The sequence below is a fragment of the Hugonella massiliensis genome (genome assembly GCA_001486445.1).
In the GTDB taxonomy this organism is placed as follows: domain Bacteria; phylum Actinomycetota; class Coriobacteriia; order Coriobacteriales; family Eggerthellaceae; genus Hugonella; species Hugonella massiliensis.
Genome location: LN908986.1, coordinates 1,391,152 through 1,413,982, shown reverse-complemented (window position 1 = coordinate 1,413,982; position 22,831 = coordinate 1,391,152). Strand labels below are relative to the sequence as shown.

Here is a 22,831-nt window from a genome sequence, read left to right as displayed (position 1 = left end):
AGGAGGCTCCTATGGGCAGCGATGCACACGACGTTCCCGAAAGGGAAGGGACGCCCGGCGACGCGGAGGCGAAGCTGGTGTCGGTCGACGAGGGCGGCGAGCCGCTTATCGGGCATCCGCGCCCCTCGGACGCTGGCGAACCGCAAGCCCCGCGCTTCAGCGACGGGTCGGACCAGCTGATCGGCCGCAAGGGGGCGCAGGCCCTGTCCTTCGAAGCCAACGTGATCGGTGCGGCCGACCCCACCAAGGTGACCCGCACCAAGACCCCCGAAGAGCGCTTCGCCGACCTGCAGGAAGCCACCTCGTCGTATCTGGGCCCCTACGAGGAGGAAATGCTCAAGCGCGCCTTCCTCTTCGCCCGCAAGGCCCACAAGGGTCAGTGCCGCAAGAGCGGCGAGCCCTTCGTGGCCCATCCGGTCGAAGTGGCCATCATCCTGGCCGACCTGCGCATGGACGTCGAGACCCTCTGCGCGGCGCTTTTGCACGACACGGTGGAAGACACCGACACCACGCTCGACGAGCTTGCGGAAATGTTCAATCCCGCCGTCGCCCAGCTGGTCGACGGCGTCACCAAGATCACCCGCATCGAGGTCAAAGAGCTTTCCGACGAACAGGCGGCCACCATCCGCAAGATGTTCGTGGCCATGAACAAGGACATCCGCGTCATCGTGATCAAGCTGGCCGACCGCCTGCACAACATGCGCACCCTTTCTGCCCTGCGCGAGGACCGGCGGATTTTCAAGGCCCGCGAGACCATGGAAATCTACGCGCCGATCGCCCACCGTTTGGGCATCGGGTCGATCAAATGGGAGCTCGAGGACCTGTCGTTTTTCTACCTCGAACCGCTGAAATTCAAGCAGGTCTCGCGCATGGTGGCCGAAAGCCGCGCCCAGCGCGAGGAGTACCTGGGCAACGTGATCGACATCCTGCGCGGCGAGATGGACAAGGTTCACATCGACTGCCAGATCATGGGCCGCCCCAAGCACCTTTACTCGATCTATCGGAAGATGACGGTGCGCGGCAAGGACTTTTCCGAGATTTACGACCTCATTGCCGTGCGCATCATCGTGAACACGGTGGCCGAATGCTATTCGGCCCTGGGCGCCGTGCACAGCCTGTGGCACCCCATGCCGGGGCGCTTCAAAGACTACATTGCCATGCCCAAGTACAACATGTACCAAAGCTTGCACACCACGGTCATCGGTCCGGCCGGCCGTCCGCTCGAAGTGCAGATCCGCACCGAGGAAATGCACCGCAAGAGCGAGTACGGCGTGGCCGCCCACTGGCGCTACAAGGAAGGCGGCAAGGGCGACGCCGATTTCGACCGCCAGCTCGCCTGGCTGCGCCAGATGATGGACTGGCAGGACGAAACCCAGGATTCCCGCGAGTTCCTGAAATCGCTGAAGGTCGACCTTGCTCCGAGCGAGGTCTTCGTCTTCACCCCCAAGGGCGAGGCCATGAGCCTGCGCGCCGGGTCGACTCCGGTCGACTTCGCCTACGCCATTCACACCGAAGTGGGCAACCACTGCGTGGGCGCCAAGGTCAACGGGTCGATCGTGCCCCTCACCTACGAGCTGCAGATGGGCGACCGCATCGAGATCCTCACCCAGAAGAGCGCCGGCCCCAGCCGCGACTGGCTCAAGATCGTGAAAACCCCGCGCGCTCGCAGCAAGATCCGCGCCTACTTCACCAAAGCTTCCCATTCCGACGACGTCCAGCTGGGGCGCGACCGCGTGGCGGCGGAAATGCGCAAGCACGGGTTCGGCATCTCGAACGCCCGCAGCATCCGCGCCCAGAAGCTTGTGGCCGAACGCATGGGCTTCAAAGACCCCGACGAGATGTTCGCCCATGTGGGCACGGGCAAGGAAAGCACCCTTTCCGTGGCCAACCGCCTCTTGAAGGAGCTTGCGCCCGAAGTGGCCGAAGAGAGCGCCCAGGCCGCCAAGGCGGCTTCGAAGACCGCGAGCGTGACCACGTCGATCATGCCGCCCATGATCACCCAAGTGCGCGCGCCGCGCCACAAGAAGGAGCACGCGTCGAACGGCGTGATCGTGAAGGGCGATTCGGGCATGCTCGTGCGCCTGTCGCGTTGCTGCAATCCCGTGCCCGGCGACGACATCATCGGCTTCATCACGCGCGGGCGCGGCGTGTCGGTGCACCGGCGCGACTGCCCCAACGCCAAAAGCCTCATGGACCATCCCGAGCGCATCATCGACGTGGCGTGGGAATCCGACCCCCAGTCGAAGACCTCCTACAAGGTTGAGCTCTTCATCGAGGCACTCGATCGCCTGAACCTGCTCGTCGACGTGGTGGCCGCGCTTTCCGAATGCGGGGCCGACGTGCTTTCGTCTTCCACGGCGTCGCATCGCGACGGCATGGCCGACATGCGCTTTTTGTTCCAGGTGAGCACGGTCGACTCGATCGACCGCATCATCGCCAAGCTCGAATCGATCGACGGCGTCATCGAAGCGCGCCGTATGATGCCGGGCGACACGGTGTCGAAGAAATAAATCGGAAGGACCTGCTATGGCCTACGAATCCTCGCATATCCCCGTACGGAAGGTGAGCGGCGGTTGCGCCGACGTCCGCTATGCCGTGCTCGGCCCCATCGAGAACAACACCTATCTCGTCGACGACGGCCAAGGGGGCACGATCGTCGTCGATCCCAGCTCGCATGCCGAAAAGCTGCCCCACGCGCTCGACATCGACCGCGTGTCGGCCGTGTTCGTCACCCACAACCATTGGGATCACGTGTCGGGGCTGGCGGCGCTCGTGCGCGAAACGGGCGCTCCCGTCTTTGCGCCCCGTATCGATGCGGGGCTCATCGAAAGCGGTCAGCGCGATTTCATGGGCGCGGCACAGGCGTGCCCGGTAGACCATAAGCTCGACGACGGCGACACCGTTGCGGTGGGCGCCACCGTCTGGCGTTGCATCGCCACGCCGGGCCATACCCCAGGCGGGATGTGCTTCTTCTTGGATCCGGCTTCGGCCCCGCATGCCGGCCGGCCCTTGCTGCTTTCGGGCGACACCCTCTTCTTCGCGAGCATCGGGCGCACCGATTTCGAAGGCGGCGACATGGGCCAGATGCGTGCGTCCCTGCGCACCCTTTCCGCCTTGCCCGATGCCTGCATCGTGCTGCCGGGCCACAACCGCACTACCACGATCGGCGACGAACGCCAGCGCACGATCGAAGCGCTCATGTAGGGTCTGCGCGTTGCGGGCGCCCGCGCGCCCGGCCCGCCGCTAGGCGATTGCACCCTCCTCGTAGAGGTCGTTGGGGACGTCGCCGTCGAAGTTGAGGCCGCCGGTGAGCGTCCGCACGGTCGCTTCGTCGAAGGGTCCCGCTTCGAAGGCGCGCGTGAGGTCGAGGGCGAGCAAGAGGGCCTCGTCGTAGAGGTCGGCAAAGGATTTCCGCGTGAGCTCGCCGGTAAAGGGGTTTTCCCAATCGTGGTGGGCGTCGTTGGCGAACCAGGTGGTCTCGATTTGCACGGGCCGGTGGGTGAAGGCCTTCACGAGCGAGAAGGGGCGGGCCGATTCCTCGATTGCACCGAGCACGGCGCGCTTGCGGCCGCTTGGCGACCAGAGCAGGCGCTCGACCGTCCGGTAGGCCCGCACGGCGTCGCCGTAGAGGCGGTCGCTGATCGCGCGCTGGTAGGTGGCGCGGGCGATCTGCACGTAGAACGTCCCGATCGCGTCGAGCGTGGAGCGCGCGCCCTGCAGGATCTCGCGGCCGGGGTTGTGACGGGCCACCGTTTCGCCCGTGCGGCGGAAGAGCAGAGCTTCGTCGAGTTCATGCTCGATCGCATGGTGCACCTCGCCCTTGCTCTGCCGGGTGAGCCCTTCGACGCCGGCGTCGCAGATACGGTATTCGAGCGCGTAGACGAGCGGGTGCGCTGTGGAGTCGAGCGCGTAGTGGGCCAAAAAGCCTGCTGCGTAAGCGTGCGCCAAGGGCTGGAAGGCGGCTGGCAGCCGGTCGAGGCAGTGGCGCAGGGAGACGAGCAGGGCGGTCGTGTTGCGCGTGTGGAGGTGCTGGGCCAGGGTGCCGGGCGCCTGCGCCAGGTAGCGGGGGTCGACGCGCAGGAAATAGAGGGGGTCGGGGCCCTGGGCGCCCAAGAGGAAGGCCTTCTTCACCTCGCCGGCAAGGCGCAGATCGCTTTCTTCGAGCAGGTCTTTCGCGAACAGGTCGTGCGTGATCATCGATGGCATAGGCAGCTCCTGTACTACGTTGGCGGCGCATGCGCGTGGGTTTTCTCCCGTCTATCATACCCATTGCCCTTTTGCCGAAGGCACCGATAAATCCCGCTCGATGAGGAAATTTGTGCGTCTAGAGCATCCCCCTTTCGGTCGCACTCCATGCTGGTATAGTGAACGCAAGATTTTCGATCAGGAAGTAGCCGATGTCACTAATCGTAGCCAAATTCGGGGGCACGTCAGTCGCGTCGCCCGAACGAATCAAAATGGTCGCCAATCGCCTCATCAAGATGAAGCAAGAAGGCAACGACGTCGTGGCGGTGGTGTCCGCCATGGGCAAGACCACCGACGAGCTCATGAGCCTGGCGGCGCAGCTTTCCCAAAATCCGCCCGCGCGCGAGATCGACCGCCTGCTTTCCACGGGCGAGCAGGTGTCGATGACCTTGCTGGCCATGGCTATCCAAGCCCACGGGTACCGCTCTATGAGTTTCACCGGTCGTCAGGCGGGCATCCACACCGACAACGAGCACGCCAAGGCCAAGATCACCCTCGTGCACGCCGACCGCATCAAGGCGGCCATCGACCAGGGGATCATCCCTGTCGTCGCCGGCTTCCAGGGCATCGACAAGAACGGGGACATCACCACGCTCGGTCGCGGCGGTTCCGACACCACGGCGGTGGCGGTGGCCTACGGCATCGGCGCCGATATGTGCGAAATCTATTCCGACGTCGACGGCGTCTACACCACCGACCCCCGCGTCGACCCGCGCGCTCGCAAGCTCGACGCCATCAGCTACGAAGACATGCTCGAGCTCTCGAGCGCCGGTTCGGGCGTCCTGCAGAGCCGCGCCGTCGAGTTCGCGCGCAAATACCATGTTGTCATCCACGCGCGCTCCGCGTTCACCGATACGCCGGGCACGCTCGTCAAGGAGGCCGATCCCACTATGGAGCAAGCGGTAGTCACCGGCATTGCACACGACACGTCCGAAGTGAAGGTCACGATCCGCGACGCTCCGGACACCCCGGGCGTGGCCGCGCACGTGTTCACGGCGCTCGCCAGCAACAACGTCAACGTCGACATGATCATTCAGAACGTGTCGGAAGACGGTCATACCGACATCACCTTCACCTGCCCCGAAGCCGACCTCCCGCGCGCCCGCACGGTGATCGAGGGCCTGCTCGGCACCCTGAAGGCCCGCGAATACGCCGTCGACGAAAGCATCGCCAAGGTCTCTATCGTGGGCACCGGCATGAAGTCGAGCCCGGGCGTGGCCGCTAAGGCCTTCCAGACCCTGGCCGACAACGACGTCAACATCCTGCTCATTTCCACGAGCCCCATCCGCCTGTCCATGGTGGTGAAAGCCGAACAGGTCGAGCGCGCGGTGTGCTGCCTGCACACGGCCTTCGGGCTCGATGGCGACAGCGTCTTCGAAGAGAAAATGCTCTCTGCCGAAGAGCTTGCTGCCAAGAAGCAGAAGGGCCGCTAAACCTTAGGTATCGATCGTTCCAATAGGAAGGTATGAACAATGGCTTGGACGAAGGAAATGCCTGCTCAGCCCGTGGTTGCCGTATGCGGTGCGACCGGCGCGGTGGGGGCCGAGTTCCTCAAGGTGCTCCACGACGTGGATTTCCCCGCCAAGGAGGTGCGCGCGCTCGCCTCGGCGCGTTCGGCCGGCAAGAAGCTTGCCTTCGAAGGGTGCGGCCAGGTGCCTGCCGGCGACCTGACGGTCGAGAAAATGACGCCCGAAAGCTTCGAAGGCGTCGACATCGCCCTGTTTTCGGCCGGTGCCGGGGTCTCCAAGCAGCTGCGCGACGCCGTGGTGTCTCATGGCGCGGTCATGATCGACAATTCGAGCGCCTTCCGCATGGACCCCGACGTGCCCCTGGTCGTGCCCGAAGTCAACAAGGCCGACCTTGCCTGGCATAACGGCGTGATCGCCAACCCCAACTGCTCCACGATCGAAATGGTCGTCGCCCTGAAGCCCCTGAACGACCTGGCCCACATCAAGCGCGTCGTCGTGTCGACCTACCAGGCGGCCAGCGGCGCCGGCGCCAAGGCCATGCAGGAGCTCTACGACCAGACCCGCCAGTTCCTCAACGGGGAAGAGCTTACCGTGAGCGCCTTCAGCGACCAGATCGCCTTCAACACGATCCCCCATATCGACGTCTTCCTGGACGAGGGGTCCGATATGGCGGCCGACGTGGCGCCGGGCTACACCAAGGAAGAGTGGAAGATGGTCGTCGAAACCAAGAAGATCTTCGGCGACGACACGATCGAAGTGGCACCCACCTGCGTGCGCGTGCCCGTCCTGCGCTGCCATGCCGAATCCCTCAACGTCGAGTTCGACGCGCCCGTGTCCCTGGCCGACGCGCGCCGCGCCCTTATGGCCGGCGAGGACGTGGAGGTGCGCGACGATCCCGCCCATAACGTCTATCCCATGCCGGGCCTGCTTGCCGGGTCCGACCACGTCTACGTGGGCCGTCTGCGCGATGACCCCTCGGTAGAGCACGGCATCGCGATGTGGCTCGTGATGGACCAGATCCGCAAGGGCGCTGCGCTCAACGCCGTGCAGATCGCCCAGTGCCTGCTTCCCTAGCGGGGCGTTGCAGACCGTTGCGTAAGGCCGCCTTCGGGCGGCCTTTTTCGTGCTGCCGCCTGCGCCACACCCGGGGGGTGGCGCAGGCGGCGCTCACGTGAGCCGAACCCCGGGGTAGGGCACCCGCAAAAAGAGGGCCACGGCGCGATGCCGTGGCCCTCTGCGTTTCCCTCGTGTGCCGCACTCCCCGGGGAGTGGCACGCATGCGCGCTCTAGTGGAAGAGGCGCCAGAAGAAGCCGTGCTTTTCGGGCTTGGGATCTTCCTTGGCCGGGGCGGGCGCGGGTGCGGGTGCGGCCGCATGCTGGGGCGCAGGTGCCGGTTCGGGAGCCGGCGCGGGTGCCGGGACGGGCTCGGGCGCAGGCGCTGGCGCAGGTTGGGGCGCCGGGGCGGGTGTAGGTGCAGGCGCAGGTGCGGGCGCCGGGTCGGTCACAGGCTCGCCGCCGGAAAGGGCCGCGGCCTGCAGCTTCTTGGCCTCGACTTCGGCAAAGGCCTTGGCCGCCGCGTTTACGAAGGACTCCATCGCGTCGTTGTCGGTCCCGCCGATTTGATGCTGCAGGGCCTCGCGGTACATCTCTTCCAAATCGGTGAAGGCGCGGCGTTCGTTGACGTCCTTGCGGCGCTTGTCACGGGCTTGCATCGAAAGCTTCTCGAAGGCGGTCTTTTCGGACATCTCCTCTTCGTGAGCGGCTTCAGACGCGTCGTGGGCTTCCTTGATCAGGGTTTCCTGGGCGTTGAAGGGTGCTTCGCCGGCCGTCACGAAGGCGTGCAGGGGGGTGAAGGTGCCGTCGGAGCGTAGCTCGCGCAGCTTGTCGGTGTCGGCAAGGCAGGTATGCACGTAGTGCAGGATCTTGCGACGGGCGTCGGGGTTGCGCACGGGCCAGGCGATTTCGACGCGCTTGTCCATGTTGCGCGTCATGAGGTCGGCGCTCGACAGGTAGATTTCCGAAGAGTCGAGCGGGCCGAAGGCGTAGATACGGCTGTGCTCGAGCAGGCGGCCGACGATCGACACGACGCGGATGTTTTCGGTTTCCTTGGGCACGCCGGGCACCAGGCAGGAAATGCCGCGCACGAGCATGGTGACCTTGACGCCGGCCTTGCTGGCTTCGGCGATCTTTTCGATCACTTCGCGGTCGGTGACCGAATTGGTCTTGAAGAAGAGCCCGCAGGGCTTGCCGGCGTTGGCGAGCGCGATCTGCTCGTCGATCTTCTTCAGGATGTTCTGCTTGATCTGCAGCGGGGCCACCCAGATGGTCTGGTAGGCGCGCGAAGCGTTTTCCAGGCCCATGTTGCGGAAGAACTCGACGGCGTCCTGGCCGATTTCCTCATCGGTGGTGATGTAGCTGAAGTCGGTGTAGAGCTTGGCGGTCTTTTCGTTGTAGTTGCCGGTGCCCAGCTGGGTGATGTGCTGCAGGCCGTGTTCGGTCTGGCGCGTGATGCAGCAGATCTTGCTGTGGACCTTGTAGTCGTGGAAGCCGTAGATGACGTTGGCTCCGGCTTCCTCGAAGCGCTGGGACCACTGGATGTTGTTGCTTTCGTCGAAGCGGGCGCGCAGCTCGAAGAGGGCGGTGACCTCCTTGCCGGCTTCGGCGGCGGCGATGAGGGCCTCGGCCAGGTGCGAACGGCTTGCCAGGCGGTAGAGGGTGATCTTGATCGACACCACGTCGGGGTCGGCGGCGGCTTCGCGCAGCATCTGCACGAAGGGGTCCATGCTCTCGTAAGGGTAGCTCAGCAGCAGGTCGCGTTCCTGCACCTGTTCGATCACGCGCTTGGTGCGCTTGACTTCGGCGGGCCAGGCGGGGGCGAAGGGTTCGCTCGTGAGCTTGGCGCGCAGGACCGGGTCGACCATGCCCGAAAGGGCGAAGGCGTAGCCCATGTCGAGCGGCACGCTCGTCACGTAGCACTGGTAGGCCTCGAGATTCAGGCGGGGCAGCAGGAAGCCGGCGACCGTGTCGGACAGGCGGCGCTTGCTTTCCAGGCGCACCGGCGCCAGGCGGGCGCGCTTCTTCAGGATCTTCTTCATGTGCTCGCGGTAATCCTCTTCGCCTTCGTCGGCGGTTTCGGTGGCGTCGAGGTCGGCGTTGCGGGTCACGCAGATCACGTTGGTGTGCTTGATCGTGTACATGGAGTAGATTTCCTGCAGGTTGGCCTCGAGCAGGTCTTCGAGCAGGATGAAGTTGAAGCCCTCGCCGGGCAGCTTCACGACGCGGCTCGCGTTGCCGGGCAGCGGGACGATGCCCAGGGTCACGCCTTCAGCGCCCACGTCCTTGGCCTTCTTGCGGTTTTCCTTGGTCTTCTTTTCATTCTCTTCGGTCAGGCGCACGATGATGTAGAGGTCGCCGTTTTCCAAGTGGGGGAAGGGATGGCGGGCGTTGATGATCTGCGGGGTAAGGAAGGGCAGGACGTTGGCCTTCAGGTAGGTGGTGGCGTAGGCGCGCTGGTCGCCGGTGAGCTGGTCCCACTCCAAGCGGCGCACGCCCTTTTCGGCCAGGCCGGCGCGGACGTTCTGGTAAATCTGCTCTTCGACGGGGTAGAGCTCGTGGCAGCGGGCGTAGATGGCCTTCAGCTGCTCCTGCGGGGTCATGTTCGACTTGGTGTCGATGATGACCTTCTTCAGGAGGGACAGATCGGTCAGGCTGCCCACGCGCACCATGAAGAACTCCTGCAGGTTGCTCCAGAAGATGGAGACGAACTGCAGGCGCTCGAGCAGGGGCACGCTTTCGTCGGCGCCCTGGTCGAGGCAGCGCTCGTCGAACGTGAGCCAGGACAGCTCGCGGTTCTGCATGTAGGGTACGCGGGCCTTGCGGCGCGCCTCCGCATCGGCGGTGCTCAGGTCGCTCGCCGAAATGATCGGCTTTTTCATAGCGCCGTCGGGTGAGAGCTTCTTATCCATGATTCCCCCTCGTATCGCGTATGCGGGGGCGAAGAACAACGGCCTCCGCAACTGTCTGAATTCTCTCCTTACATAGTAGCGCTTTGAGCGTTTCCGCAGGCCCGCCCCGTTGAAGTGACTGGTGAAAAGCCCTGATTTGACGCGGATTTTGCCTTCGCGGTAAGGTGGATTGACCGTGGGCGGGGCGCGGTTCCCGCCGTTTCCGACGATGCCGGCCACTCCGCCGGCGGGAAAGAGGGGCTATGCTCGACAAGATCGATTTCGACGTTGCGCCAATCAGCAAAGACGAGTACAAGCCCGAGCACGACGCCTTGGTGAAGCGCCTCACGGTGCTCCAGCAGGAAGCCCACAGCAAGGGCATCGGCGTCGTGGTCCTCTTCGAGGGGTGGGACGGCGCCGGCAAGGGCGGCCGCATCTCCGATCTGCTCTACAACCTCGACGCGCGCGCGACGAGCGTGCACGTGACCGAAGGGCTCGATTCGCGCACGGCCCGCACCTTCCACGAGGAGCGTCTGGGCGCGCACGACTTCTACCCGATGATGCAGCAGTTCTGGAAGGCCTTGGGCCCGCGCGGCAACATGACCTTCTTCGACCGCGGCTGGTACGAGGCGGCCCTGCGGCGCCTGCTCATCACCCAGCCGCACCTGAGCCCCGACGACATCACCGTCGATGACACGCCCGACCGCGAGGTCGAGCAGTACCTCGACGCCCTGGGCACCTTCGAGCGCCAGCTTGTGAGCGACGGCTACATCGTGCTCAAGTTCTTTCTGCACATTCGCAAGAAGACCCAGCGCCAGCGCCTCAAGCGCCTGGCGGGCGATGCGGCGACCGCTTGGCGCGTGAGCAAGGGGGCGCTGAAGAACATCGACCGCTACGACCAGCAGGCCGAGATGCTTGAGGCCATGCTCTCGCGCACCAATTTCGATTTCGCCCCCTGGGTCGTGCTCAACGGCGAGGACAAACGCCGCGCCAACCTCGCGATCGTCCGTACGATTGTGACCGCCCTCGACCAGGCCGTGCACGCCGCCCCCGACCCGGCGGCCGCTGCTGCCGCCGCCAAAGCGCAGGCCAATTCGGCCGGCCAGGGCGCCGGCGCGGCCACCGATGAGCGCACCCGCACCCCCGAAGAGGAGCGCGCCGTCCGTCAGGCCAACGAAGTGATCGCCCAGCAACAGGCGGCGCTCGCGCCCGCCTCGTCGCGTTTCAAGATCGTAAGCGACCATCCCACCCTGCAGGGCGTCGACTACCACCTGCGCCTGGAGGCCGACCAGTACCGCGAGGCCCTGAAGCGCGAGCAGAAGCGCCTGTTCAACCTCGAAATGCAGATGTATCGCAAGCGCATTCCGCTCATCCTGATGTACGAAGGCCAGGACGCGGCCGGCAAGGGCGGCAACATCAAGCGCGTCGCCCAGGCCCTCGACGCCCGCGCCTACACGATCTTCCCCAGCCCGGCGCCCACCAAGCCCGAGCTCATGCACCCCTTCCTGTGGCGCTACTGGACCCGCCTGCCCAGGGCCGGCCATGTGGGCATCTACGACCGCAGCTGGTACGGCCGCGTGCTCGTGGAGCGCGTGGAGGGCTTCGCGAGCCCGGCCGAATGGGGGCGCGCCTACGACGAGATCAACGAATTCGAACGCGAGCTCACCGATTGGGGCGCCATCCTGCTGAAGTTCTGGGTGGAAATCGACCGCGCAGAACAGCTGCGTCGCTTCGAGGCGCGCGCCGCCGACCCGGCCAAGCAGTGGAAGATCACCGACGAGGACTGGCGCAACCGCGACAAGTACCCCCAGTACCGCGAAGCGGTCGAAGACATGTTCCGCCTCACCTCGACCGAGTTCGCTCCCTGGATCATCCTGGAAAGCAACGACAAGCGCTATGCGCGCGTCAAGGCCCTGCGTATCATCAACGACGCGATCGAAGCCCGTCTGAAGGCCCTCTCGCATGCGTAAGGAAAGCGCACCTGCGGGCGCGAAGCGCGGCGTGTGGCGGGCGGTCTTCTGGATCGCCCTCGCCGTGTTCGTCTGCGCCCTGGCGGCTTTGGGCTACATCGGCTACACCTACTACCATGCCGACAAGGAATACCAGGACGTCGCCTCCCAGGCCTTCGACCCCGCCGCGGCCGACGCGGCCGCCGGCGAGGCGGGCGATGCGACCCTGCTCGGCGACCTTTCCGTCGACTGGGACTACCTGAAGAGCGTCAACCCCGACGTCGTGGCCTGGGTCTACATCCCGGGCACGCGTGTGAACTACCCGGTCGTGCAGGGCGCCGACAACGACGTCTACCTGCACCGGTCCTTCTCCGGCGAGACGGGCTTCGCGGCGCGGGCGGGCTCCATCTTCATGGACGCCGCCAACGCCCCCGATGCCTCCGACGCCAACACCGTGCTCTACGGCCACCATATGCGCGACGGGTCCATGTTCGCCTGCCTTTCCAAGGACCTTTCCAACAACGGCCCCTTCAACGACCACCGCACCGTCTACGTGCTCACCCCCGCGATGAACTACCGGTGCACGACCTTCTCGCTCGTGCTCACCAACGCAACCGACGCGATCGTGCAGACTGCCTTCGCCACGCCCGAAGCCCGCGCCGCCTACGTGGCCGACAAGGAAAGTCGCAGCGTGGTGACTCCCTCCGAGGGATTTCCTGACCCGGCGGCCGTGCAAAAGCTCTTCACCTTGGCCACCTGCGACTACCAGGAAAGCAACGGGAGAGCTGTGCTCTTTGCGCAAGTTGTCGACAGCGCGGCCCCCAATACGCATAATGGTGGGGTTATAGGCAAGGAAGACGAGACGGCGTTGTCTGGCGCCGTGAAGGAGGGTGCATGAGCACCAGCTTGCTCCCCGGCGAAAAGCCCGATCGGCTCGAAGAGGCATGCGCCGTCTTCGGCGTGTACGCGCCCGGCGAAGACGTCGCGCGCCTGACCTGCTTCGGCCTCCAGGCCCTGCAGCACCGCGGCCAGGAAAGCGCCGGCATCGCGGTGGGCGACGGCGAGACCGTCATGGCCTACAAGGATCTGGGTCTGGTCACCCAGGTCTTCAACGAAGGGTCGCTTTCGGCCCTGAAGGGCAACCTCGCCATCGGCCACTGCCGCTATTCCACGGCGGGCGGCGGTGGTTGGGAAGGCGCCCAGCCCCACATCTCGGCGATCGACAACGTGCTCATCGCGCTCGCCCACAACGGCACGCTCGTGAACACGGGCGAGGTGCGCGAGAACCAGTCCCTTATGGAAACGCTCGAGCACCTGCGCTCGAACACCGACAGCGAAGTGGCCGCCAAACTCATCGGCGCCGAAACGCGCCGCACCCACCACCTGCGCGACGGCATTCGCGCGATGATGAACGAGCTCGTAGGCGCCTACGCGATGGTGCTTGCCAGCCCCGACTCCCTCTACGCCTTCCGCGACCCCAACGGCATCAGGCCCCTCTGCATCGGCACGCTGCCGGGCGGCGGCTGGGTCGTGTCGAGCGAGACCTGCGGTCTCGACATCGTGGGGGCTGCGTATCTGCGCGACGTCGAGCCCGGCGAGATCGTGCGCTTTTCCGAAGAAGGCATGAGCAGCATGCAGGGCGTGCCGGCCGGCCGCCGCGCCTCCTGCATTTTCGAATACGTGTACTTCGCCCGCCCCGATTCGGTCATCGACGGCCAGAGCGTCTACCAGGCCCGCCGCACGATGGGGGCCACGCTTGCCGAAGAGGCCCCCGTCGACGCCGATCTCGTGCTCGGCGTGCCCGATTCGGGTGTTCCGCCCGCGATGGGCTTTGCGGCGGCGTCGGGGATTCCCTACGTCGATGGCATCGTGAAGAACCGCTATGTGGGCCGGTCCTTCATCCAGCCCACCCAGGCCATGCGCCAGAACGCGGTGCGCATCAAGCTCAACCCCCTGCCTTCGGTAATCGCCGGCAAGCGGCTCGTGGTCATCGACGACAGCATCGTGCGCGGCAACACGAGCAAACAGCTCGTCGCCATGTTGCGCCAGGCGGGGGCTTCCGAAGTGCACCTGCGCATCGTCTCGCCCGAAGTGAAGTGGCCCTGCTTCTACGGCATCGACACCGACACCCAGGACCAGCTCATCGCCGCCAATATGACGGTCGACGAGATGTGCGACTTCATCGGCGCCGATTCGCTCGCCTTCATCTCGCTCGAAGGCTTCCGCAACGCCGTCAAGCCCGACCACCCCGGTTTCTGCGACGCCTGCTTCACGGGCGACTACATCACCGAAATCCCCGAAGAGCTGCAGGACAAGGGCTTCTTCCCCGAAAACCGCGGGCGGCGCAGCATCGCCGCCGCCGACAACCAGTAGCGCTGGGCACCTATCTAAGGAGCATCGAACATGACCGAGAGAATCACCGTGAGCGCCGCGTCGGGCAAGGACGCGCCCGCCATGCCGAGCTGGGTGTCTGACGACCAGGTCACCTATGCCCAGGCGGGCGTCGACACGGCCGAAGGCGCCCGCGCCGTCGACGCGATCAAGGAATCCGTGCATTCCACCTACCGCCCCGAAGTGGTGGGCGATATCGGCGGTTTCGGCGGCCTGTTCTCGATCGCCGCGGCCAAGGACATGGACGACCCCATCCTGGTGAGCGGCACCGACGGCGTGGGTACCAAGCTGCAGGTGGCCAAGCTGGCCGGCAAGCACGACACGGTGGGTATCGATTTGGTGGCCATGTGCGTCAACGATGTGCTCGCCACGGGCGCCGAGCCCCTCTTCTTCCTCGACTATATCGCGATCGGCAAGCTCAAGAGCGAAGCCGTGACCGAAATCGTGTCGGGTATCGCAGAGGGCTGCCGCCAGGCGGGCTGCGCCCTCATCGGCGGCGAAATGGCCGAGCACCCCGGCGTCATGGACCCGCACGAGTACGACCTGTCCGGTTTCACGGTGGGCCTGGTCGATCGGGCCAAGATGCTCGACCCGGCCAACGTGAAGGAAGGCGACGTCTTGCTGGGCCTGGCTTCGAGCGGCCTGCATTCCAACGGCTACTCCCTTGCCCGCAAGGTCTGCGTCGAGGGACGCACCCACTACGAGCTGCGCCTTCCGCGCAAGAGTCTCAAGGGCCAAAGCGTGCAGGACGCCCTGCTCACACCCACCCGCATCTACGTCAAGCAGGTGCGCGCCGCCCTCGCCGCCCATCCCGGCGCCGTGCATGCCCTCGCCCATATCACGGGCGGCGGCATCACCGAAAACCTCAACCGCGCCCTGCCCGCGACACTCGACGCCCGCGTCGAGGTGGGCGCCTGGAACATGGAGCCCATCATCCCCTTCGTCTGCAAGGCGGCCAAGCTCGACGAAACCGAAGCCCTGAAGACCTTCAACATGGGGCTCGGCATGGTGCTTATCGTCGATCCCGTCCAGGCCCCTGCCGTGCAGGAAGCCCTCGAGGCCATGGGCGAGACGGTCTGGCGTGTGGGCACCGTGGTGCCCGGCACGGGCAGCGTCACCTACGTCAACGAATCCGCGCTCTTCCCCGAACTCGAAAGCGACGACGATGTGCCCGAACGCACGCCCGCCCCGGGCGCGGCGGAGCGCACGGCGGAGCGCGACGTCTTCTACGAAGAGGACGAGGACAAGGAGGACTAGCCATGTCCGATGCTCTGAAGATCGGCGTGCTCATCAGCGGGAGCGGGACCAACCTGCAGGCGATCATCGACGCCATCGCGCATGACGGCTTGAACGTGCAAATCGTCAAGGTGCTGTCGAGCCGCCCCGATGCCTACGGGCTCGAGCGGGCCCGCGCCGCGGGCATTCCCGCGGTCGCGCTCGACCGGTCGGTCTATGCCGACGCCGCGGCCGCCGACGCGCGCATCGCCCGCGAGTTTGTCGAAGCCGGTGCCCAGTACCTGGTCATGGCCGGCTACATGCGCATGCTGGGGCCGGTGGTCCTGGGCACCTTCGAAGACAAGGTACTCAACCTTCACCCGGCCCTTCTGCCCGCCTTCAAGGGGGCGCACGCCATTCGCGACGCCTTCGATTTCGGCGTCAAGGTCACGGGTGTGACCGTGCATCTGGCCAACGCCGAATACGACAAGGGCCCCATCATCGCCCAGCGGGCGGTTCCGGTGGCCGAAGACGACACGCTCGAGTCGCTCGAGGCGCGCATCCACGAAACCGAACACGAGCTCTATATCTGGGTGCTCGCGCACCTGGCGGCGGGCGACATCACGCTCGACGAACACAGTAAGGTGCATATCGCACATGCGTAAGGAAGCGCTTTCGGCCGTTGTTGAATCGCTCGAACAGGGGAAGGAGCCCGTGCTGGCGGCGGGCGACTTCCCCTGCTTTGCGGAGGCGGCCCGCAAGGGAATCGTGCCGTCGGCTGAAGCCGCGGCGCAAGGCGTGGCCGCGAGTCTGACGGCGGCCGATTGCGCGGTTTTCCGCCGTGCGCTCGAAGCGGCCGAAGCGGGGGAGACGGCATGGCTCGCCTTCAAGCTCGTCTTCGATGCCGAAGCCGCCACGCGCAACGTGGACAACCCGGTGACCCCCTCCTTCGGCACGACTGGTTCGGCCGACGGGAGGCCGGCGGTCTTCTTCGCTAACGAGGCGGGGGAGGTCGTGGGGTCGCGCCCCTTCTCTGCGCGCGACGAGTTCCAGATTCTCGACGTCACGCGGGGTCCGGCCATGCACACCGACCAGTTCGACGGCCTCACCTGGTCCGCCTGCGCTCTGCCGGGGACGGTGCGCGTGTGGCTCGTGGGCGCCACCGATGCCTCTGCCGAAACGGCGGCCCTTGCGTCTCACGTGGGCTTTTCGGTGGTGGCGGTCGACGATAGCGCCGATTTTCTCAATGAAGCGCGTTTCCCCGGCGTCGAGCGGGTCGTGCTCGACAGCTACGCCGACCTCGAGCGCTTGGCGATCAAACCGGGCGATTACGTGTGCGTGCTCACGCGCGGGCACGTGCACGACCCCGAAACCTGCGTGTGGGCCGTGTGCCATCAGGCCGGCTACGTGGGCATGATGGGCTGCCGATCGAAAAACGACAACGTGAAGGCGGTCTGCCTCGATGCGGGCATGACCGAAGCGCAATGGGAGGGCGTCAAGCGGCCGATTGGCCTGAAGTTCGGCGCCAAGACCCCGGCCGAGCTGGCGATCGCGATCGTGGCGGAGCTCGTCGACGTGCGCTACCGTGCCCGGACGAGCGCGGCGGAACGCGCCCAGCACGAAGAGCATCTGGGACGCTAGCGTTCGCTCTGGCTGCGTCGCGGTGTGCGCTGCCTCTCGCTCGCGCGCGCCGCCGCCAACGCCGCGCGCGCCTCCGTTTGCGCCTCAATAACGCACAAAAGTGAAACGCATGCCTGAAAATCCCCCGATACCGACCGGTTTTGTGCGTTAATCTTCCTTTTCAAGGGGATTTCCGTTCGCATGGGAAGCAAAGGTGGCCTGTATGCAGTTGACGCTTTGCGGTAGCGAGGCTCTGCGCCAGTTGCGGGCGCTGAGATGCTCGTCCTCTCGTGATCGTAGCCTCCCTCGCTGCGACCTGCGGAATCCGGACCCTTCGCCCCGCACTCGCTGGACGTGGGGGCTGTTGCGAGGGCTTTCGCTGCCCGCTCCGATGGGTAGCGGGGAGGTGCGTTCCGTTGCCGTGTCGAAACAGGAATGCAGGCTCAGGTTGAGGGGCGTCTCGAATCGGGCCTTTTCGTGCGATGTGCCAGCGGGTGCCTTTGTCGATCTAGGGGAGGGGGGTGGCGATAAGCTCTCCCGAGCTCCTCTTTGTGGAACTGTCGCAAGAGCTTCCGCTTCCCAATCGACTCATGCTGGGGCTCGAGCTGTGCGGCGGGTTCTCCCTCGCTCCCGACGGCGCGGAAGAGGGAGCGGCTGCGATGGGCGTCGCGCCGGTCACGAACGTAGCGAGGCTTTCGGCATTCGTCGACGCATGCGAGGGCCTGCGGGGTCGCAAGCGGGCACGCCGCGCGCTGAGGCTGGTTGCCGATAACGCGTGGTCTCCGATGGAGGCGCTCGTGGCGGCACTGCTCGCGCTTCCGCTCGAAGAAGGCGGGTACGGACTGGGCCGCTGCATTCTCAACAAACGCCATGAGACGCCTGAAACGCTGAAAACGACGACGGCGCGCTCTTCGCGCGTGCCCGATATCATGATTCCGCATACGGGCGTGGGATTCAATTACGATGGCAATAGTCATCTCGACCTTGCTTCTATCGTCGAAGCGACGGAACGGCTCTGCGCCGAACCGGGGAGCGGGGCGGCCGATCGGCAGCTTCGCGCACGCCTGCAAGCGGTGCGGGCCAAGGCCCTCGACGATTTGCGCCGCAATCGGGAATTGGCGGCGCAGGGTCTCACCATCTTGCCCGTGGTGAAAGGGGATGTGTACGGCGAAGGTGGGCTCGACACGGTCGTGGCCCAAGCGGTTGCGGCTATCGAGGCCCATGCGGGGAAACGTCTCGATGCGCAACGTGAGGCGCTTGCGTCTCGTTTCGCTCTGAAGAAGCGACAGGAACTGATTTGGTCGCTCGTCCCAGGCAAGGATAGAACCCTGCCCGACTTCGGTTTCGATGACGAGTTCGTCCGTCTCTAGCAGCGCGGACGGCAATTAACGCACAATATCGATTCATCGGTAAGAAAGAACTCGATAATAGTTCGAAATTGTGCGTTATTTTTCGCTGTCGGCGCCTCATGAAACGAGCCCGCTGACTGCGCGGTCGACGGGCTCGTGTGCGTTAGCGGGATACCTTGGCCTTTTCGGTGGCGGTACGGTAGGCGGACACGCACCGGCGGATGATGCCTATGTCATAGGCGACGGCTATGCCGAAGAAGACGAGCAGGCCCGCTCCGATCTGCGCGCCGATGCCGGGCATGAAGACGGCGATCATGGGGCCGAAGACGAAGAGGAAGGGGATGATCAGAAAGCTCGAGCACCCGCTCGCCTCGCGGGCGATCGCGAAGAGCAGGGTGGCGATCACGTAGATGAACATGCCCACGGCGAGCCCGCCCACCAAGGCGCAGATGGCGAGCACCGCGAGCTTCACGGCGAAGGACACGAGCACCTGGTTCATGTCGGCTTTGGCTTCGGCTACCTCTTCTTCGGGGCTTTTCTGAGGTTCGCGCGTGAAGACCGACGCGAAGGGGTCGGCGTTTTGGAAGCCCGTGCCGAAGGGATCGCGCGGATCGTAGGCGTCCCATTCGGTGCGGTACCCTCGGTGGGAGCTCTGGCCCTGCGTGCCCACGTTGTCCCAGCTGGTCCAAACGAAATCGAAGGGCATGCCGGCGAAGGGGTCGGGGTTCTGCCCAGCGGCATGCTGGGGGCGGCCATAGCTGGCGTAGGGGTTGTAGCCGGCGTTGCGCGGGCCGCTTTCAGGGTCCCACTTGCCGGAGTTGAGCACGTCGCGCGCCTCGTTGATGAGCTTGGTCTTCTCTTCGGCCGCGCGCTTTTTTTCAGGGTCGGAGAAGCGATCCGGATGGTTCTCGCGGATCTTCGTGCGATGCGCCTGCTTGATCTCTTCGGGCGTGGCGCCGTCGTGCAACCCGAGTATGTTCAGTGCCTCTGATTTTTTCATGCCTGCACTATACGCAGTGGGGGTGAAGGTTTGATGCGCGCTCCGCGGGCCGTTTCCGTGGCGTAACCGTGCGGTGCGCGTGCCGTGGAGGGCCGATGGTATAATTTCTGCTCGGTAAATCGAGGAAGGACGTTCCCTGTGAAGAAGGCGCTGCTCATCGTTGTCGCGATCATCGCGCTGTGCTTTATCACGGGCAACGCCGACACCATCGCGAGCATCTATGACGCCGCGCAGGCGGGCGCGACCACCCCGCTGCTGATCGCCTGCGTCATCATGATTCTGCGCCACCTCACCCAAGCCGTGTCCTACAAAACCGCGTTCGAGGCCGTGGGATTCGCGGGCCGCAAGCTTTGGGACTACATCGTCCTCATCTTCAGCCTCGTGTTCATCAACACCTTCTGCCTCTTTTCGGGCGCCACGGGCGTGGCCTTCATCGTCGACGACGCCCACCGCAACGGGGCCGACCTGGGACGCGCGACGAGCGGCGCCATCCTTTCGCAGATCGGCTATTTCGCGGCCCTGCTCGTGATCTCGATCGTCGGCTTCCTCACGATGATCTTCTCGAACACGGTCAACATGGTCTTCGTCGTGGGCGCTCTGCTGCTCATGTTCGTCTTGCTCGGGCTCTCGAGCATGTACGTGGTGGGCTATTTCCGCCCCCGGTGGCTCTACAAGCTGTTCAACGCCATTGCGCGCCCGGTCGGCGCGGTCGCCCGCAAGGTCAAGCATCCCCTTTCGCCCACGTGGGGCAAGGACACCGCCGATTCCTTCATCAAGGCGGCCCGCGTGATGGCGGGCAACCTTACGGGCACCGCCGTGAGCATCGCCTGGGCCTCGCTTTCGGCCGTGCTCAACATGATGAGCCTGGTGGCGATCGGCTACGCCTTCGGCTTCGAAAACGTGCCCGCCCTCGTGGCCGCCTTCGCTCTTGGCGCCATTTCGGTCATCTTGAGCCCGACGCCCCAGGGCATCGGCGTGGTCGAGGCGGCCATCGCCGCGGTGCTCACCGCCGACGGCTGCTCTCTGCCCACCGCGACGGCCATCGCCCTGCTCTATCGCGGCATCATGTTCTGGATCCCCTTCTGCATCGGGGCCCTGCTCCTGTCGCAGTCGGGCTTCTTCCAGAACAAGAAGGACCCCTCGCAGGAGCAGCACGACAAGGACATCGCCTGGATTTCGGGCACGCTCGTGGGCTTCATGGGGGTCGTGGCGATCATCTCGTACGCGATTCCCTCGTTTTTGGCGCCCTATCGCGCCCTCGTCGAATGGGTCGACTTCAGCAACATCTTTGCCGGGCCTACGATCGTGGTCTTCGGCTTCGTGCTGATCATCATGGCGGTGGGCCTCGTGCGGCGCTATCGCACGGCCATGGCCCTGGCCGTGACCGTGCTCGTGTTGCTGGCGAGCATCCAATTCCTCTTTTTCGAAACGATCACCGTGGCCATCGTGTCGGTGGCGCTCGCCGTGTGGCTGTTCGTGCAGCGCGCCTCGTTTGATAGGCCGGTGCCGCGCGATTTGCATGCGATCGTGTTCGGAAAGTAGCCCGATGCGTCGCGCGTGCGGCGCCTTTCCTACGAATCAGTAATGCTGGCGTCGATAGCGTGGCGCCGGTGGGGCGCGTTGCTACAACAGGCCCCTGCGGGGCAACCGCAGGGGCCCGCACCGCAGGCCCCGAGGGCGCAGCAGGCGCCGCCTTCGGGCGACACGGGCCCGCGCAACCCCTTCCAGCTACCCAACGACCAAATGCCTTTCATCCCCAACCCCAATTACAAGGGCGACCAGCCAGCCCAGATGTCGGGGGCGATGAAGGCCCTCTGGGTCGTGCTCGGCATGATGATCGGCATCTTCAGCCTGCTCGTTGCCTTCATCTCGTTTTTAGGGCCCGACGTACGGACGCGCAGCCTGCGGTCCCAGGCGCTCAAATACAGTTGCATCGGCATACTCTTGGGCGCCCTGCTCGACGTGATCGTCTTGGGCCTCATGGGGGTCGATATGTCGTCGTTCGCTCCCCTGGGCGCGGGCGGCGCCACGGGCGGCGGGTCGTCGTCTGCAGGCAGCGCCTTTTAGCCGGTCTTTTCGCCAAACGAATCGAGGAATCTTGCCGGGTGCGCGAGCGATCGCATCGTGCGGCCCGGCTCGCTCGCTACAAGATGCACACGCGCCTCGCGGGGTGGGGTAGAATACGAACGGTGCGCCGCGCATACGCGCGGCGCTTTCATGTTGCGAAGAAAGGCATTCCTGCAATGGCGATACAACGACCGATCGGTACCGAGGACCTGCTACCCGACGACGCGCGATTCAAGGAACATTTCATCCATACGGCATACCGCGTGTTTGGCCGCTACGGCTATGCGCCGATCGAAACGCCCCTGTTCGAGCAAACCGACCTTTTCGTGCGCGGCATCGGCACGGCGACCGACGTTGTGTCCAAGGAGATGTTCACCGTCGTGTCGGGCGGCAACCTGACCAAGCTCGTGGCGGGGGAGGATCTTCCGGCGAAAAGCCGGCTCTCGCTGCGTCCCGAAGGCACGGCGGGCGTCGTGCGCGCCATTGCCCAGAACGGTCTGATCGTGCCGGGCGGCGCGCCCGTCAAGCTCATGTACGCCGGCCCTATGTTCCGCGCCGAACGCCCGCAGAAGGGGCGCTTGCGCGAGTTCAACCAGGTGGGCGTCGAATGCCTGGGCGCCGAAGACCCCACGGTCGACGCCGAGGGCATCATCATGGTGATGCGCTTTTTCGAAGAGATGGGCATCCCGCGCGAGAGCATGCGCCTGCTCATCAACTCGATGGGCGACGAGAACTGCCGTCCCGCCTACCGCGACGCGGTGAAGAAGTACATCTTCGCCCACGCCGAGGACATGTGCGACGAATGCCTGCATCGCGCCGAGGTCAACCCCCTGCGTGCCTTCGATTGCAAGAAGGAGGGCTGCAAGCGCGTGATGGCCGGCGCTCCGCTCATCCCCGATTGGCTCTGCGACGACTGCAAGGCCCACTACGAGCAGGTTAAGGCTTTGCTCGACGCAGCCGGCATCGCCTACGTGGAAGACCCCACGCTCGTGCGCGGGCTCGATTACTACACCCGCACCGTCTTCGAGGTGCAGGTCGACAACGGCATGGGGTCGCAGAACGCGATCGGCGGGGGCGGCCGTTACGACAAGCTCATGGAGGAGATCGGCGGAAAGCCGGCCCCGGGCTTCGGTTTCGCGCTGGGCTTGGAACGCTGCAAGCTGGCCATCGAAGCGGCTGGCGCGCAGACGTCGGTTCCGGCGACCCTCGACGTTTACGTGGCCGCCGTCGAAGACGACCTGCGTCCCGAAGCCTTCCGTTTCCTACAGCAGCTGCGCGATGCCGGCCTGAGCGCCGAAATGGACCATCAGTCCCGCAGCTTGAAGAGCCAGCTGAAGCAGGCTAACAAGCAAGGCGCTCGCTTGGCAGCCATCCTCGGCCCCGATGAGCTGGCGGCCGGCAAGCTGCACGTGCGCGACATGGCTTCCCATGACGAGCGTGACCTCGACCTGGCGGCCGTGCGCGCCTACCTGGACGCGTGCGCTGCAGGGGCTACGGGCACCGTCGAAGGGCTGCTCGGCTAGCCCGTGCGTCTCGTGGATTGCGTGCAGAGCAGCGGTGGGCGATTCCTCACCCTGGGCGT

At 65.2% G+C, this 22,831-nt stretch carries 17 protein-coding genes; 14 read left to right on the top strand and 3 right to left on the bottom strand.

Annotated features, from left to right (window positions below):
* The first annotated feature begins 11 nt into the window (after positions 1-11).
* The gene (locus BN3270_RS08860; RefSeq protein WP_082673457.1) at positions 12-2,510 is read left to right on the top strand and encodes a RelA/SpoT family protein; all 2,499 of its coding nucleotides are present in this window, start codon (positions 12-14) and stop codon (positions 2,508-2,510) included.
* Positions 2,511-2,526: 16 nt separating this feature from the next.
* Positions 2,527-3,204: an MBL fold metallo-hydrolase gene (locus BN3270_RS08855; RefSeq protein WP_058986721.1), complete on the top strand. Its 678-nt coding sequence runs from the start codon at positions 2,527-2,529 to the stop codon at positions 3,202-3,204.
* Between the two features lie 39 nt (positions 3,205-3,243).
* Here BN3270_RS08855 and BN3270_RS08850 read toward each other — a convergent pair whose 3' ends face one another.
* Positions 3,244-4,206: a zinc dependent phospholipase C family protein gene (locus BN3270_RS08850; protein WP_058986720.1), complete on the bottom strand. Its 963-nt coding sequence runs from the start codon at positions 4,204-4,206 to the stop codon at positions 3,244-3,246.
* A 191-nt stretch (positions 4,207-4,397) separates the two neighbouring features.
* Between BN3270_RS08850 and BN3270_RS08845 the strand changes: the two genes are divergently transcribed.
* Both BN3270_RS08845 and BN3270_RS08840 read left to right on the top strand, forming a co-directional pair.
* Complete coding sequence (locus tag BN3270_RS08845; RefSeq protein ID WP_058986719.1) at positions 4,398-5,678, top strand: aspartate kinase; 1,281 nt, start codon at positions 4,398-4,400, stop codon at positions 5,676-5,678.
* Positions 5,679-5,717: 39 nt separating this feature from the next.
* On the top strand, positions 5,718-6,788 hold the full coding sequence (locus BN3270_RS08840; RefSeq protein ID WP_058986718.1) for an aspartate-semialdehyde dehydrogenase: 1,071 nt from the start codon (positions 5,718-5,720) through the stop codon (positions 6,786-6,788).
* A 212-nt stretch (positions 6,789-7,000) separates the two neighbouring features.
* On the opposite strand, the gene ppk1 is transcribed toward BN3270_RS08840, so the two are convergent.
* Positions 7,001-9,679 carry a polyphosphate kinase 1 gene (gene ppk1 / locus BN3270_RS08835; protein ID WP_271711978.1) on the bottom strand — a complete coding sequence of 893 codons (2,679 nt, stop codon included), beginning with the start codon at positions 9,677-9,679 and terminating at the stop codon, positions 7,001-7,003.
* A 242-nt stretch (positions 9,680-9,921) separates the two neighbouring features.
* On the opposite strand from ppk1, the gene BN3270_RS08830 reads away from it, so the two are divergent.
* From BN3270_RS08830 to BN3270_RS08800, 7 genes are all read left to right on the top strand, one after another.
* Positions 9,922-11,628: a hypothetical protein gene (locus tag BN3270_RS08830; protein ID WP_058986717.1), complete on the top strand. Its 1,707-nt coding sequence runs from the start codon at positions 9,922-9,924 to the stop codon at positions 11,626-11,628.
* Positions 11,621-12,505 carry a class B sortase gene (gene srtB / locus BN3270_RS08825; RefSeq protein WP_058986716.1) on the top strand — a complete coding sequence of 295 codons (885 nt, stop codon included), beginning with the start codon at positions 11,621-11,623 and terminating at the stop codon, positions 12,503-12,505. Before BN3270_RS08830 ends, srtB begins: the two co-directional genes overlap by 8 nt.
* The gene (purF, locus tag BN3270_RS08820) at positions 12,502-13,980 is read left to right on the top strand and encodes an amidophosphoribosyltransferase (protein WP_058986715.1); all 1,479 of its coding nucleotides are present in this window, start codon (positions 12,502-12,504) and stop codon (positions 13,978-13,980) included. The genes srtB and purF overlap by 4 nt, the downstream gene beginning before the upstream one ends.
* Before the next feature lie 30 nt (positions 13,981-14,010).
* The gene (gene purM, locus BN3270_RS08815) at positions 14,011-15,255 is read left to right on the top strand and encodes a phosphoribosylformylglycinamidine cyclo-ligase (protein WP_058986714.1); all 1,245 of its coding nucleotides are present in this window, start codon (positions 14,011-14,013) and stop codon (positions 15,253-15,255) included.
* A gap of 2 nt (positions 15,256-15,257) precedes the next feature.
* Entirely contained in the window at positions 15,258-15,878 is a 621-nt protein-coding gene (gene purN / locus BN3270_RS08810) for a phosphoribosylglycinamide formyltransferase (protein WP_058986713.1), read from the top strand.
* Positions 15,871-16,854 (top strand): XdhC family protein, encoded by a 984-nt coding sequence (locus BN3270_RS08805; protein WP_058986712.1) that lies wholly within the window; start codon positions 15,871-15,873, stop codon positions 16,852-16,854. Before purN ends, BN3270_RS08805 begins: the two co-directional genes overlap by 8 nt.
* Positions 16,855-17,354: 500 nt before the next feature.
* Positions 17,355-18,203 carry a hypothetical protein gene (locus BN3270_RS08800; RefSeq protein ID WP_148335520.1) on the top strand — a complete coding sequence of 283 codons (849 nt, stop codon included), beginning with the start codon at positions 17,355-17,357 and terminating at the stop codon, positions 18,201-18,203.
* Between the two features lie 142 nt (positions 18,204-18,345).
* On the opposite strand, the gene BN3270_RS08795 is transcribed toward BN3270_RS08800, so the two are convergent.
* Entirely contained in the window at positions 18,346-19,182 is an 837-nt protein-coding gene (locus BN3270_RS08795) for a DnaJ domain-containing protein (protein ID WP_082673456.1), read from the bottom strand.
* 138 nt (positions 19,183-19,320) lie between these two features.
* Here BN3270_RS08795 and BN3270_RS08790 point away from each other — a divergent pair, with 138 nt between their 5' ends.
* The 3 genes from BN3270_RS08790 (at position 19,321) to hisS (ending at position 22,772) form a co-directional block, all read left to right on the top strand.
* Complete coding sequence (locus tag BN3270_RS08790; RefSeq protein ID WP_058986709.1) at positions 19,321-20,724, top strand: lysylphosphatidylglycerol synthase domain-containing protein; 1,404 nt, start codon at positions 19,321-19,323, stop codon at positions 20,722-20,724.
* A gap of 201 nt (positions 20,725-20,925) precedes the next feature.
* Entirely contained in the window at positions 20,926-21,249 is a 324-nt protein-coding gene (locus BN3270_RS08785; RefSeq protein WP_058986708.1) for a hypothetical protein, read from the top strand.
* A 176-nt stretch (positions 21,250-21,425) separates the two neighbouring features.
* On the top strand, positions 21,426-22,772 hold the full coding sequence (gene hisS, locus BN3270_RS08780) for a histidine--tRNA ligase (protein ID WP_058986707.1): 1,347 nt from the start codon (positions 21,426-21,428) through the stop codon (positions 22,770-22,772).
* The last annotated feature ends 59 nt before the right edge of the window (positions 22,773-22,831 follow it).